The 12802-nt window shown below is 66.5% G+C and carries 13 protein-coding genes; 8 read left to right on the top strand and 5 right to left on the bottom strand.

The window, feature by feature from the left end; translation table 11 throughout:
* Window positions 1-2: 2 nt before the first annotated feature.
* Together K320_RS0111570 and K320_RS0111565 are read right to left on the bottom strand one after the other, a co-directional pair.
* Window positions 3-776: a DUF3025 domain-containing protein gene (locus K320_RS0111570; RefSeq protein ID WP_051384906.1), complete on the bottom strand. Its 774-nt coding sequence runs from the start codon at window positions 774-776 to the stop codon at window positions 3-5.
* On the bottom strand, window positions 754-1716 hold the full coding sequence (locus K320_RS0111565; RefSeq protein WP_024538999.1) for a LysR substrate-binding domain-containing protein: 963 nt from the start codon (window positions 1714-1716) through the stop codon (window positions 754-756). Before K320_RS0111565 ends, K320_RS0111570 begins: the two co-directional genes overlap by 23 nt.
* Before the next feature lie 90 nt (window positions 1717-1806).
* On the opposite strand from K320_RS0111565, the gene K320_RS0111560 reads away from it, so the two are divergent.
* From K320_RS0111560 to K320_RS0111550, 3 genes are read left to right on the top strand one after another with little or no spacing between them, the layout of a single operon-like run.
* Window positions 1807-2361: a TRAP transporter small permease gene (locus K320_RS0111560; protein WP_024538998.1), complete on the top strand. Its 555-nt coding sequence runs from the start codon at window positions 1807-1809 to the stop codon at window positions 2359-2361.
* Complete coding sequence (locus tag K320_RS0111555) at window positions 2358-3656, top strand: TRAP transporter large permease (RefSeq protein ID WP_024538997.1); 1299 nt, start codon at window positions 2358-2360, stop codon at window positions 3654-3656. The genes K320_RS0111560 and K320_RS0111555 overlap by 4 nt, the downstream gene beginning before the upstream one ends.
* Before the next feature lie 28 nt (window positions 3657-3684).
* Complete coding sequence (locus K320_RS0111550; RefSeq protein ID WP_024538996.1) at window positions 3685-4722, top strand: DctP family TRAP transporter solute-binding subunit; 1038 nt, start codon at window positions 3685-3687, stop codon at window positions 4720-4722.
* A gap of 191 nt (window positions 4723-4913) precedes the next feature.
* Here the strand turns inward: K320_RS0111550 and K320_RS18720 are convergent, their stop codons facing one another.
* A complete protein-coding gene (locus K320_RS18720; protein WP_024538995.1) occupies window positions 4914-6302 on the bottom strand; it encodes a PIN domain-containing protein in 1389 nt (462 codons plus the stop codon).
* A 44-nt stretch (window positions 6303-6346) separates the two neighbouring features.
* Window positions 6347-8167, bottom strand: coding sequence for an ABCB family ABC transporter ATP-binding protein/permease (locus K320_RS0111540; RefSeq protein WP_024538994.1), 1821 nt, complete (start codon window positions 8165-8167; stop codon window positions 6347-6349).
* Window positions 8168-8210: 43 nt separating this feature from the next.
* Between K320_RS0111540 and K320_RS0111535 the strand changes: the two genes are divergently transcribed.
* Window positions 8211-8624 carry an acyl-CoA thioesterase gene (locus tag K320_RS0111535; protein ID WP_024538993.1) on the top strand — a complete coding sequence of 138 codons (414 nt, stop codon included), beginning with the start codon at window positions 8211-8213 and terminating at the stop codon, window positions 8622-8624.
* A gap of 33 nt (window positions 8625-8657) precedes the next feature.
* Here K320_RS0111535 and K320_RS0111530 read toward each other — a convergent pair whose 3' ends face one another.
* Complete coding sequence (locus tag K320_RS0111530) at window positions 8658-9128, bottom strand: thioesterase family protein (RefSeq protein WP_029696078.1); 471 nt, start codon at window positions 9126-9128, stop codon at window positions 8658-8660.
* A 98-nt stretch (window positions 9129-9226) separates the two neighbouring features.
* On the opposite strand from K320_RS0111530, the gene K320_RS0111525 reads away from it, so the two are divergent.
* From K320_RS0111525 to K320_RS0111510, 4 genes are read left to right on the top strand one after another with little or no spacing between them, the layout of a single operon-like run.
* On the top strand, window positions 9227-10102 hold the full coding sequence (locus K320_RS0111525; RefSeq protein WP_024538991.1) for a branched-chain amino acid ABC transporter permease: 876 nt from the start codon (window positions 9227-9229) through the stop codon (window positions 10100-10102).
* A gap of 6 nt (window positions 10103-10108) precedes the next feature.
* A complete protein-coding gene (locus tag K320_RS0111520) occupies window positions 10109-11185 on the top strand; it encodes a branched-chain amino acid ABC transporter permease (protein ID WP_024538990.1) in 1077 nt (358 codons plus the stop codon).
* Window positions 11182-12015, top strand: coding sequence for an ABC transporter ATP-binding protein (locus K320_RS0111515; protein WP_024538989.1), 834 nt, complete (start codon window positions 11182-11184; stop codon window positions 12013-12015). The genes K320_RS0111520 and K320_RS0111515 overlap by 4 nt, the downstream gene beginning before the upstream one ends.
* On the top strand, window positions 12012-12800 hold the full coding sequence (locus tag K320_RS0111510; protein WP_024538988.1) for an ABC transporter ATP-binding protein: 789 nt from the start codon (window positions 12012-12014) through the stop codon (window positions 12798-12800). The genes K320_RS0111515 and K320_RS0111510 overlap by 4 nt, the downstream gene beginning before the upstream one ends.
* Window positions 12801-12802: the final 2 nt, after the last annotated feature.

The raw sequence follows: 12802 nt of genomic DNA, 5'->3' as shown, positions 1-12802 counted from the left end.
CTTCAAGGGCTGCGCGGTGGGCGGAACACCGTGGAGTCATCATAAAAGCGAAAGTTCGCGTTTTCGCCGCACCAGCCGGGCACGCCCAGCACCGGCAGCGGCGCGAACGGCTTGCCGGCCAGGTGATCCGCCGTGAGGTCGCGTGCCAGCCAGGTGTCCAAGGATTCTTCTTTTTTGATAGCTGAATGCGCTTGATAGACATGTGCTACAAGCTGTTTTCTTGGTGAAATCAGCTTTTCCATCAAGGCATGGCCGAACAGCCACAGGCGCGCCTCGCGCCACAGCGGGCGCAACGCCACGAAAAGCCGCTGCCAGTCGCGCGCACGCAGCACCTGCCACAGCGGCTCGGGCGCCAGCAGCAGCGCGCCGTTCTCGTCGAACACCGTCGCCGCGTCGCGCAGCGGCCCACGGGTGGCGCCCACGCCATCGCGCGCGATCGCCTGCGCCTGCAGTGCGTTGAGCCGCGCCTTGGCCAGCGGCCAGTGCAGCCAGACGAGGCCATTGAAAAAATCATGCGGATTGCTGCGCGTGGGCACCTCATGGCGTGCGGCGATGAAGGCCTCGTAGGCCGTGCCCGCGGGCAGGCGCGCTTGCGCAACGAAACGCACCGGCAGCAGCGCAGGCGCCTGCGCCATCAGTGCCTCCTCCACCCGCCGGCCCTCTGCGATGGCCTGCGCGATGCGGCGCCCGAGCGGGGCGTAATCCGCCAGCCACGGCGCCTCCCAGGCAATGCCCTGCACCCAGGCGGGTGCGTCAAGGATGTTCCTGAACGCCATCGCCCGCGGGTCCGCCCGTCTGGGTTCCCAGGTAATCCCAGAGCGCCTGCGTGAGGCCCTTGGCCGGTTCGCGCCGCGAGGGCTTCTTGCGGTAGGCGCGCACCTCCATCACCATGCGCAGGCTGTCCGGGTTTTCCCTGGGTGCGGCGCTCGCCAGCTTGCGCCCGCGCACTTCGGCGCGCACCGCGCTGTGCGGCAGAAACGCAATCCCGTGGCCCTCCAGCGCCATCGCCTTCAGGCCTTCGGCCATGTCGGTTTCGTACACGCGGTCCAGATGCACGGCCGTGCCGGCCTGGCGCAGCACCAGGTCGGTCATGCGGCCCAGGTAGGCGCCGGGCGCATAGCCGAGGAAGGGCAGCGGCTCGGCCGCGGTGCCGGGCAGGCGGTAGATCGGTTCGCCATCGCCGCCCGCCTTGGCGTAGGGCGCGATCGGCTCCTCTCCGATCAGGATCATGTCGAAATGCTGCGGATCGAGCTGCAGCGGCTGCGACGGGTGGTGGTAGGTGATGAGTACGTCGCAGCTGCCTTCCATCAGGCGCACCACCGCATCGTGCACATTGAGCGCGATCAGGCGGCTCTTGAGCGGCCCGAAGCCCTTGCGCAGGCTGGTCGCCCAGGTGGGGAAGAAGGTCAGCGCCAGCGTGTGCGGCACGGCGAATTCGATCACGTCATCGCTCGGCGCGGTGTGCGCGCGCAGCACCGCGCGGGTGTTCTGCAGCGTCTGCAGCACCTCCAGCGCCTGGTCGTAGAGCGTGTCGCCGGCGGCGGTGAGGCGCGTGGGGTAGGAGGTGCGGTCCACCAGATCCGTGCCGGCCCAGGCCTCCAGCGCCTGGATGCGGCGCGAGAACGCCGGCTGCGTCACATGGCGCAGCTGCGCCGAACGGCTGAAGCTGCGCGTTTCGGCCAGGCTGACGAAGTCTTCAAGCCATTTGGTTTCCATGGCGCGCATTATCCGGTGGCATCAGGCGTGCACAATGCGCGACTGCGCCGCAGACCCGCGGCCACAGACCATCGCACGCCAACACCCCCCATGGCCGCCGCCCCACCCCCCGCCCCCATTCCCTCCGACTCGCCCGCCACGACCGGCCTGCAGCGCTCGCTGCGCCTGGAGGACTGGGTGACGGTGATCACCATGGCGCTGCTCGCCTGCATCACCTTCGCCAACGTGCTGGTGCGCTACTTCACCGATGCCTCGTTCGCATGGACGGAGGAGATCTCGGTGTTTCTGATGATCGTGCTGGCGATGGTGGGCGGCGCCTCGGCCATGGCGCGCGACGCGCACATCCGCATCGAATTCTTCGCCGAAAGCGGCTCCGCGGCGCGGCGCAGGCGCCTGGCGCAGCTGGGCGCGGCGCTGGTGGCGCTGCTGTTTGCCTTCATCGCGGTGATCAGCGTGCGCCTGGTCTGGGACGATTACCGCTATGAGGAAACCTCGCCCGGCATCGGCGTGCCGCAGTGGTGGTATTCCGTCTGGCTGCCCATCCTCTCGGCGCTGATCGCGGCGCGCGCCGTGGGCCTGTACCGCCGGCGCTCGCGCCAGAGCGATGCCGAATACCTCGCCCGCGACGAGAGGAGCGAAGCATGATCGCGACGCTGCTGTTCACCGCCTTCGTGCTGCTGATGTTCCTGGGCGTGCCCATAGGCGCGGCGCTGGGCCTGGCGGGCGCGGCGGCGATCGCGCTGGCCAACCAGGACACGCAGTGGTTCGGCCTGCTGGCGGTGCCGCAGAACTTCTACGCCGGTCTGGGCAAATACCCGCTGCTGGCGATCCCGATGTTCGTGCTGGTGGGCTCGATCTTCGACCGCTCGGGCGTGGCGCTGCGGCTGGTGAACTTCGCCGTCTCCATCGTCGGGCGCGGCCCCGGCATGCTGCCGCTGGTGGCGATCAGCGTGGCGATGTTCATGGGCGGCATCTCGGGCTCGGGCCCGGCCACGGCGGCGGCCGTCGGCGGCGTGATGATCGCGGCCATGAGCCGGGCGGGCTACCCGGCGGCGTTTTCCGCCAGCGTGGTGGCCGCGGCGGCCTCGACCGACATCCTGATTCCGCCCTCGATCGCCTTCATCGTCTATTCGGTGCTGGTCTCGGGCGCCTCGGTGCCGGCGCTGTTCGCCGCCGGCATGTTCCCCGGCATCCTCGCGGGCCTGGCGCTCATCGTGCCGGCGGTGTGGCTCTCGCGCAGGCACAAGATGGGGCAGAACGAAGCCGGCGAGCCGCGCCCGCCGTTCTGGCGCAGCCTGCGCGAGGCGGCCTGGGGGCTGATGGCCCCGGTGGTCATCCTGGGCGGCATGCGCATGGGCTGGTTCACCCCGACCGAGGCGGCGGTGGTGGCGGTGTTCTACGGCCTGTTCGTCGGCATGGTGGTCCACCGCACCATCGGCCTGCGCGACCTGTTCGAGATCCTGCGCGAGGCAGGCGAGCTCTCGGCGGTGATCCTGATCGTCGTCTCGCTCGCCGGCATCTTCGCCTTCTCGCTTTCCACGCTGGGCGTGATCGACCCGATCACCCACGCCATCGTCAATTCGGGCCTGGGCGAATGGGGCGTGATGGGCGCCATTCTGGTGCTGCTGCTCATCATGGGCATGTTCCTCGACGGCATTTCCATCATGCTGATCTTCATCCCGCTGGCCATGCCGGTGGTGACGCATTTCCAGTGGGACGTGGTCTGGTTCGGCTCCATCCTGGTGCTGTGCATCGCCATCGGCCAGTTCACGCCGCCGATGGCGGTGAACCTGATGGTGGCCTCGAAGATCGCCAACGTGCGCATGGAATCGACCACGCGCTGGGTGCTGTGGATGGTGCTGGCGATGACGCTTGCCACCCTCGTCGTCGTGGCCTTCCCGCAGATCGCGCTCTGGCTGCCTGCCAAACTGGGTTACTGATTTTCAACCACCAAGAGGAGACTTCCCCATGAAACTACGCACCTTTCTGGCCACGGCCACCGCGGCCGCGACGCTGATGGCGCTGGGCCTGCCCGCCGCCCAGGCGCAGAGCAACTACAAGAGCGAATACCGCATGTCCCTCGTGCTGGGCACGGCCTTCCCCTGGGGCAAGGGCGGCGAGATCTGGGCCAACAAGGTCAAGGAAAAGACCCAGGGCCGCATCAACATCAAGCTCTACCCCGGCGTTTCGCTCATCCAGGGCGACCAGACACGTGAATTTTCCGCGCTGCGCCAGGGCGTGATCGACATGGCGATAGGCTCCACCATCAACTGGTCGCCGCAGGTCAAGCAGCTCAACCTGTTCTCGCTGCCCTTCCTGATGCCCGACTACGCCGCGATCGACGCGCTCACACAGGGCCCGGTGGGCAAGAGCCTGTTTGCCACGCTGGACAAGGCCGGCGTGGTGCCGCTGGCCTGGGGCGAAAACGGCTACCGCGAAATCTCCAACTCCAAGCACGCGATCAAGACCCCGGCAGACCTGAAGGGCCTGAAGATCCGCGTGGTGGGCTCGCCGCTGTTCCTCGACACCTTCACCGCGCTGGGCGCCAACCCGACGCAGATGAGCTGGGCCGATGCCCAGCCGGCCATGGCCAGCGGCGCGGTGGATGGGCAGGAGAATCCGCTCTCCATCTTCACCGCCGCCAAGCTGCAGAACGTGAGCCAGAAGTACCTCACGCTCTGGGGCTACATCGCCGATCCGCTGGTCTTCGTCGTCAACAAGGAGGTCTGGAACAGCTGGACGCCGGCCGACCGCGAAGCCGTGCGCCAGGCCGCCATCGAGGCCGGACAGGAGCAGATCGCCCTGGCGCGCAAGGGCGTGGTCGAGCCCGACAAGCCACTGCTCAAGCAGATCGAGGGCCTGGGCGTGACGGTGACCCAGCTCACACCCGCGGAGCGGGAGCAATTCGTGCAGGCCACCCGACCGGTGTTCAACAAGTGGAAGGGGCAGATCGGCGCCGATCTGGTGAACCAGGCCGAGAAGTCGATTGCGGCACGCAAGCAGTAATTAAAAAAGCGTAGCTGTCAGCGCCCGCCAGACGGGCGTTACAGCCCTATTTGGCATAAATTTTCTGCAGGCAGGCAATTCCACCACCAACCGCAACAACTGCTTCGGTTGCTCCAGCCACCCACGGCATGCACAACAACCGAAACGATAGCTTCCGGCGCTTATCCTGCAAGGCTTGCACGTACTTTTTCCTATGAATCAACAACGCCATAGGTAAGCTTGGCGCCGCCCGCCGATTGCTGCACTCGCCCCTGCGATTGCAGCAGAGCCCATACTTTCTCAGCCACCGCAGCGCGATCCAGGCCCACCGGAACATGGGTGGCAATGTGTTTGAGCAGGCTGGTACGGGTCTTAGGGCGCTTGTCGCCCATCTTCTTCAGGCTGGTCAGCACGCGCTGGGCAAGCTTCGCCGGGGTGGCGGTCTTGGCAGCGGCAGCGGGTTTGGCGGCAGCAGTTGGCGCCTTGGCAACAGCCTGCTTCGCGGCTGCTTTTTTGCCAGGCACGGCCTTGGCCGGAGCTGGCTTCGCTGCGACCGTCTTCTTGGGGGCGGGCCTGGCGGCGGGTGAAATTGCCTTCGATGCACCGCCGACAGGCGTGGCCTGCACCACCTTCTCAGGCACAGCGGGCAGCGTTTGCGGTGCACTCTGCGGCGCCAGCAGATGGCCGCGCGCGATCAACCACTGCCAGACATCCTGCAGCAGCGCATTTCGCTGCAAATGCGACGGCGGGACGAACAACCCGATGTAGCTGAGCGCATCGCCCTCGCTTCTGGGACGGTCTGCCAGCGCCATGGTGCGCAAGTTGGACCAGGCCCCACGGCCTATCCGCTCTGCATCTGAAATGGCCGGGGAATTCGATTGAACGACATCCTGCTTGGGCTCTGCCGACTTGCTCCACGCATGGCGTTTGGCATCGAAGCCCAGCACCTCGCGCGCATGTTCAAGCATGGGGTCATAGCCTTGGTCGTTGGAGACCACGACAAAGGCCTGCGGCTGCTTGCGTGCGCACAGATACCCGACGTAATACGCCAAGTGAAAATCGAGCGCGTTTTTGCCGTTGCCCGAACGCGGCACCAGCGTCACCCGCTCCACGCCGAAAACGCGCTCGTGGCTGCTGGTGTCCACTTTCTGCTGCGGGCCATGGAACAGCCAGACGTCAGCGGCATCGGGTATCAGCGCCCGCAGCGCTTCGCCACTGGGCTGCACGTTTTCCCAGTCCACCAGTACCTGGGTGCGCGGCGGTGTCGGGGGCAGCAGCACCTCAGGGTGCCTGGCCGGGTACTTTTCGGCGTTCTTGCGCAGTTTGTGCTCGACCGCCTGTTCCACGTCGATTCCTGCATGGTCGGCAAATTGCAGCAGGTAAATCAACACGTCGGCAACTTCGTCCGCCACGCGACCGCGATCGCCCAGCTGCGCCCCAAAATCGACCGACTCCCGCGGCGTCAGCCACTGGTAGAGCGCCTGCAACTCGGCCGCTTCAACCATCAGCGCCATCGCCAGATTCTTGGGGCAATGCAGCGATTGCCAATCGCGCGCGACAGCGAACTCCCGCAGCTGCCGCTGCAATGCAGTGATGTTCATCCATCCTCCTTTATCGATAGCTGCCAGAGCCTGCCTAGCAAGCGTTAGAGCCCATTTTCATCATTACTCCTTTGCAGCGCCCACATCCCCGCATAGCGCCCGCCCGCAGCCAGCAGCGCCGCGTGCGTGCCGCGCTCGACGATGCGCCCGGCGTCCATCACCAGAATCTCGTGCGCGTCCACCACGGTGGAGAGCCGGTGCGCGATCACCAGCGTGGTCTTGCCCCGGGCCGCGCTGCGCAGTTCGGCCTGGATGGCGCGCTCGTTGGCGGAATCCAGCGCGCTGGTGGCCTCGTCGAAGATCAGGATGGGCGGGTTCTTGAGCAGCGTGCGCGCGATGGCCACGCGCTGCTTCTCGCCGCCGGAGAGTTTCAGCCCGCGCTCGCCCACCATCGCGCCGTAGCCCTGCGGCGTGGAGACGATGAAATCGTGGATGTGCGCGGCGCGCGCCGCCTGCTCCACCTCGGCCTGCGCGGCACCGGGGCGGCCATAGGCGATGTTGTAGGCGATGGTGTCGTTGAACAGCACGGTGTCCTGCGGCACGATGCCGATGGCGCGGCGCAGACTGTCCTGCGTCACCCCGCGGATATCCTGCCCGCCGATCGTGATGGCGCCCTGCTGCACGTCGTAGAAGCGGAACAGCAGGCGCGCCAGCGTGGATTTGCCCGCACCCGAGGGGCCGACGACGGCGACCGTCTTGCCTGGCGGGATTTCGAAATCCACGCCCTGCAGGATGGGGCGATCCGGCGCATAGGCAAAGTGCACGCGTTCAAAGCGCACCACCGGCTCGCCCGCAAGCGCCAGCGGCTGCGCGCCGGGGGCATCGCGCACCTCCTGGCGGCGGTCCATCAGCGTGAACATGCGCGAGAGATCGGTCAGGCTCTGCTTGATCTCGCGGTAAATCACGCCCAGGAAGTTGAGCGGGATGTAGATCTGGATCATGAAGGCGTTGACCATCACCAGATCGCCCAGGGTCAGGCGTCCCTGCACCACGCCCTGCGTCGCCAGCCACAGCATCGCGACCAGCGCCACGGCGATGATGAGCTGCTGCCCGCCGTTGAGCAGGGCGAGCGAGGAGCGGCTCCTGAGCTGCGCCAGGCGAAAGCGCTCCAGGCTCTCGTCGTAGCGCCCGGCCTCGAAGGCCTCGTTGTTGAAGTATTTGACGGTTTCGTAGTTCAGCAGCGAATCGACGGCCTTGGTGTTGGCGGCCGAGTCCGAGCGGTTGGCCTCGCGGCGAAACTCGATGCGCCACTCGGTCACCCAGACGGTGAAGGCGATGTAGATCACCAGCGCCGCGAGCGTGACGGCGACGAAGCGCCAATCGAATCTGGCGCCCAGCACGCCCAGCACCAGCGCCACCTCGATGAGCGTGGCGATGATGTTGAAGAGCATGAACGAGACCAGCGATTCGATGCCGCGCACGCCGCGCTCGATGTCGCGCGTCATGCCGCCGGTCTGGCGCTCCAGATGAAAGCGCAGGCCCAGGCTGTGCAGATGCACGAAGGTCTGCAAGGCGATCAGGCGCGCCGCGCCATGCGTGACCCTGGCAAACACCAGTTCACGCAGTTCGTTGAACACCGAGGTCGACAGCCGCAGCCCGCCATAGGCCAGCAGCAACCCGACGGGAACGACCAGCAGCGCAGCGGCCGTGCCGGTCCTGGCGTCCATCGCGTCGATCAGATCCTTGAGCAGCAGCGGCACGCCGACGTTGGCCAGCTTGGCGCCCAGCATGAAGGCGATGGCGGCGACCACGCGCCACTTGTACTGCCACAGATAGGGAAAGAGCCGGCGCAGGGTGCGCCAATCCGACGCCGTCCCGGGGTCATCGGGCAAGTCGACAAAGGAAGCGGGGCCGCCTGGGCGCATGACGCACAATCCAAAGATTCACCAAAGAAGGGGATTCTTGCCCATGCCGCAAAACGCTGCCGTCATCCACACCAGCCTGCCGACCGACAAGGAGCTGGTGCTCAAGGTCATTCCGCTGCCGAGCGACACCAATGGCAACGGCGACATCTTCGGCGGCTGGGTCATGTCGCAGGTGGACCTGGCCGGCTCGGTGCTGTGCGCGCGCGTGGCGCAGGGCCGCATCGCCACCGTGGCGGTGAATGAATTCGTCTTCAAGCAGCCGGTGCGCGTGGGCGATCTGCTCTCCTTTTATTCAAGCGTGCTGCGCCTCGGCCGTACCTCGATCACGGTGCAGGTCGAGGTCTTCGCCGAGCGCATCCGCGCGCAGGGCCAGTATGTGAAGGTGACCGAGGCGCGGCTGACCTACGTCGCCATCGACGATGACGGGCGGCCGCGGGTGCTGGCGCAGCCGGCCTGAAACGCGCCCGCCGCTCAGAACGCGTCTACGAGCTCAGACGACGATGTAGGCGCCTGAGCCCGCGGCCAGCAGCTCGCCATCGGCGCCGCGGCATTCCATGCGCGTGCTCGCCACGCGCGAACCCAGGCGCAACACCTGGGCCTGCAGATCGATATGCGGGCCGACCGCGGGGCGCAGGTAGTCGATGCGCAGGTCTATGGTGCCCAGCCTGGAAAAAAGCTTTTCCAGCGGCGCGTCGGGGTGCCTGGCCGCCATCGCCGCCATGATGGACAGGCCCGCCATGGCGTCCATTCCGGCACTGGTCACGCCGCCATGCATGCGGCGAAAGCCATAGTGGCCGATCAGCTCGGGCCGCATGGCGATGCGCCCCGAAACCGCATCGGGCGCAAACGCCGTGATCTTCAGCCCCAGCACGCGGTTGAAGACGATTTTTTCCTCGAACATTTCACGCACCTGCGCGACGAATGCATCGGAAAACGGCGCCGGGTTGGGGGTTGCAGTCATGTTTATCAGGGTAAATACGCAGCCCACAATCGCGCCGCTGCTGGCATTATCCGCATTTATTCCAAGCAGGTGCTTGGCAAAAATCACGAACCCCCTCGGTGCAATTCATCCAACTTCTGATCAGTGGCGTCGCGCAAGGCTGCATCTACGGCCTGATCGCGCTGGGCTTCGTGCTGATCTACAAGGCCACCGAGATCGTCAGCTTCGCGCAGGGCGAACTGATGATGGTGGGCGCCTTCATCGGCGTGGCCGTCATGGCGTATCTGGGCTTTCCGTTCTGGCTCGCCGTCATCGCCAGCATGGCGGCGATGGCGCTGCTGGGCCTGCTGCTGGAGCGCCTGGTGATCCGCCCGGTGCTGGGCCAGCCGGCGTTCTCCATCGTCATGCTCACCATCGGCATCGGCTATCTGCTGCGCGGGCTGGTGACCATGATCCCGGGCATAGGCACGGAAACCCGCACGCTGGACGTGCCCTACAAGGATGCCACCTTCCACTGGGGCGGCCTGATCGTCGGCGCCGAGCAGCTCGTGGTGATCGTGGCGACCATGCTGCTGTGCGCCCTGCTGTTCACGATGTTCCGCTACACCCGCCTGGGCGTGGCGATGCAGGCGGCCTCGCAGAACCAGCTGGCGGCCTACTACATGGGCATTCCGGTGCAGCGCATCAACGGCATGGTCTGGGCGCTCGCGGGCATGGTGGCGGCCATCGCCGGCCTGCTGCTCGCGCCCATCACCTTCGTCTACGCCAACATGGGCTTCATCGGGCTCAAGGCCTTCCCCGCCGCCGTCGTCGGCGGCTTCGGCAGCCTGCCGGGCGCCATCGTCGGCGGCCTGGTGATCGGCGTCATCGAGTCGCTCTCCGGCTTTTACCTGCCCGAGGGTTTCAAGGACGTGGCCGCCTACATCGTCGTGCTCATCATGCTGATGGTGCGGCCCAACGGGCTGTTCGGCGAACGCCTCGTGAAGAAGGTGTAACGGGCGATGCGTTTCATTTTCAAGACCCATTACGCGCAGGACATCCGTCTGGCCAGGCACGGCGGGCATGTGTTCTGGTACGGGCTGCTGTCCGCGTTTCTGGCGATCGCACCGTGGGCGCTGTCGGAATACTGGCTGGCGCAGCTCACCTTCGTGCTGATCTACGGCATCGCGGGGCTGGGGCTGATGCTGCTCTCGGGCTTCACCGGGCAGTTTTCGCTGGGGCATGCGGCCTTCCTGGGCGTGGGCGCCTACACACAGGCCTTGCTCACCGCCGCCGGCTGGCCGTTTTTCCTCGCGCTCGCCTGCGCGGCGCTGCTGTCGGCGGCGGCAGGCATCGTCGTCGGCCTGCCGGCGCTGCGGGTGAAGGGCATCTACCTGGCGATTGCGACGCTGGCCTTCGGCTTCATCGTCGAGGAAGTCTTCGCGCGCTGGACCTCGGTGACCGGCGGCAACAAGGGCATGTTCCTGCAGGCGCCGGAGATTGCCGGGTTTGCCTTCGATTCGTCCCCGTCCTTCTACTTCCTCTGCCTGGTGATCGCCGCCGCCTGCACGCTGGCCATCCTGAACCTGTTGCGCTCGCCCACGGGGCGGGCCTTCGTCGCGATCCGCGATTCCGAAATCTCCGCCCAGAGCATGGGCGTGCATCTGGCGTATTACAAGACGCTGTCGTTCGCGCTCTCGGCGGCGCTGGCCGGCATCGCCGGGGCGCTGTACGGCCACAAGCTGCAGTTCATCACGCCCGAGCAGTTCAACATCGTGCAGTCGATCGACCTGCTCCTGATGATCGTGATCGGCGGCCTGGGCTCGGTGCATGGCGCCTTCCTGGGCGCATCGTTCCTGATCTTCATGCCGCAGCTCATCGGCCTGGCCAAGGACTACCTGCCCGATTCGATCGGCCAGTCGCCGGGGCTGCAGACCTTCGTCTATGGCGCCGTGCTGATCGCCTTCGTGATGTTCGAGCCGCTGGGCATCTACGGCCGCTGGCTCAAGGTGCGCGCCTGGCTGCAGCTGTTCCCGTTCTACCGCGCGGGCATGTTCCGGCGGCAGAAGTCCTTTCAGAAATCGGAGCGCCTGCGGTGAGCGGCGCCCTGCTTTCCGCCCGCAACCTGAGCGTGCGCTTTGGCGGCCTGCTGGCGGTCAATGACGTGAGCTTTGAGGTTGCCCAGGGCGAGGTGTTCACGCTGATCGGCCCCAACGGCGCGGGCAAGACCACGGTGTTCAACCTGATCAGCCGCATCTACCAGCCCACCAGCGGCAGCATCACCTACGCCGGGCCGCGGGGCGAGGTCACGCTCACCGGCCAGCCGGCGCACACCGTGGCGCAACTCGGCATTGCGCGCACCTTCCAGAACATCGAACTGTTCGAGCATGCCAGCGTGCTCGCCAACCTCTTGATCGGCCGCCACACGCGGCGCGAGACCGGCCTGTGGCGCGATCTGCTGTTCACCCCGCGCACCCGCGCCGCCGAGCTCAAGGCGCGCGAGAAGGTGGAAGAAGTCATCGATTTTCTCGACCTGCAGCATTACCGCGACACCCTGGTGGGCGGCCTGCCCTACGGCGTGCGCAAGGTGGTGGAGCTGGGCCGGGCGCTGTGCGCCGAGCCGCGCCTGCTGCTGCTCGATGAACCTTCGTCGGGCCTGAACGTCGAGGAAACCGACGACATGGCATTCTGGATCCAGGACATCGCGGGCGACCTCGGCATCACCGTGCTGATGGTGGAGCACGACATGTCGCTGGTCTCGCGCGTCTCCGACCGGGTGCTGGCGATGAACCAGGGCGAGGTGCTGGCGCTGGGCTCGCCCGCCGAAGTGCAGGCCGACCCCGGCGTGGCCGAGGCGTATCTCGGCACCATCGACGACGTCAGCAGCCTGCGCCGCCCGCCGGGACACAAGGTGAGGGGGCGCGCATGAACGCACCCGCCGCCACGGCGCCGCTGCTGCAACTGCAGAACGTGGAAAGCGCCTACGGCCCGATCAAGGCCATCCGCGGCGTGAGCCTGGCCGTGCACGCGGGCGAGATCGCCACCGTGCTGGGCAGCAACGGCGCGGGCAAGACCACCATCCTCAAGACCATCAGCGGCATCATCGACCCGCTCAAGGGCAGCGTGCATTTCAAGGGCGAGAACATCACCGCCAACGACCCCACGGCCATCGTGCGCCGGGGCCTGATGCATGTGCCCGAGGGGCGCGAGGTGTTTGCGCTGCTCTCGGTGCGCGACAACCTCATGATGGGCGCCTACACGCGCGGCGACCGCGACGCGGTGGCGCGCGACCTGGAGCAGGTCCATGCCTACTTTCCCATCCTGAAGGAGCGCGGCCACCAGGATGCGGGCCTGCTTTCGGGCGGGCAGCAGCAGATGCTGGCGATCAGCCGCGCGCTGATGGCCGCGCCGGAACTCATCCTGCTCGACGAGCCCAGCCTGGGCCTGTCGCCGCGCCTGACCAAGGAAATCTTCGAGATCGTGGTGCGCATCAACCGCGAGCGCGGCACCACCATGCTGCTGGTGGAGCAGAACGCCAACATGGCGCTGAACGCCGCCGATTTCGGCTACGTGCTGGAGAACGGCCGCATCGTGATGGAGGGCGCCTGCGAGGTGCTGCGCGAGAAGGAGGACATCAAGGAGTTCTATCTCGGCATGAAGGGCGACGGCGTGCGCGGCGAGCGGCGCTGGAAAAAGAAGAAAAACTGGAGATAGCG

This window comes from Comamonas badia DSM 17552 (genome assembly GCF_000484635.1).
GTDB lineage: Bacteria > Pseudomonadota > Gammaproteobacteria > Burkholderiales > Burkholderiaceae_C > Comamonas_C > Comamonas_C badia.
This window is presented reverse-complemented; position numbering and strand designations above follow the sequence as displayed.

What these genes read in the sequence shown, in the direction of transcription:
- K320_RS0111570 (WP_051384906.1), bottom strand. Translation starts at nt 776, where the DNA reads ATGGCGTTCAGGAACATCCTTGACGCACCCGCCTGGGTGCAGGGCATT.
- K320_RS0111565 (WP_024538999.1), bottom strand. Translation starts at nt 1,716, where the DNA reads ATGGAAACCAAATGGCTTGAAGACTTCGTCAGCCTGGCCGAAACGCGC.
- K320_RS0111560 (WP_024538998.1), top strand. Translation starts at nt 1,807, where the DNA reads ATGGCCGCCGCCCCACCCCCCGCCCCCATTCCCTCCGACTCGCCCGCC.
- K320_RS0111555 (WP_024538997.1), top strand. Translation starts at nt 2,358, where the DNA reads ATGATCGCGACGCTGCTGTTCACCGCCTTCGTGCTGCTGATGTTCCTG.
- K320_RS0111550 (WP_024538996.1), top strand. Translation starts at nt 3,685, where the DNA reads ATGAAACTACGCACCTTTCTGGCCACGGCCACCGCGGCCGCGACGCTG.
- K320_RS18720 (WP_024538995.1), bottom strand. Translation starts at nt 6,302, where the DNA reads ATGAACATCACTGCATTGCAGCGGCAGCTGCGGGAGTTCGCTGTCGCG.
- K320_RS0111540 (WP_024538994.1), bottom strand. Translation starts at nt 8,167, where the DNA reads ATGCGCCCAGGCGGCCCCGCTTCCTTTGTCGACTTGCCCGATGACCCC.
- K320_RS0111535 (WP_024538993.1), top strand. Translation starts at nt 8,211, where the DNA reads ATGCCGCAAAACGCTGCCGTCATCCACACCAGCCTGCCGACCGACAAG.
- K320_RS0111530 (WP_029696078.1), bottom strand. Translation starts at nt 9,128, where the DNA reads ATGACTGCAACCCCCAACCCGGCGCCGTTTTCCGATGCATTCGTCGCG.
- K320_RS0111520 (WP_024538990.1), top strand. Translation starts at nt 10,109, where the DNA reads ATGCGTTTCATTTTCAAGACCCATTACGCGCAGGACATCCGTCTGGCC.
- K320_RS0111510 (WP_024538988.1), top strand. Translation starts at nt 12,012, where the DNA reads ATGAACGCACCCGCCGCCACGGCGCCGCTGCTGCAACTGCAGAACGTG.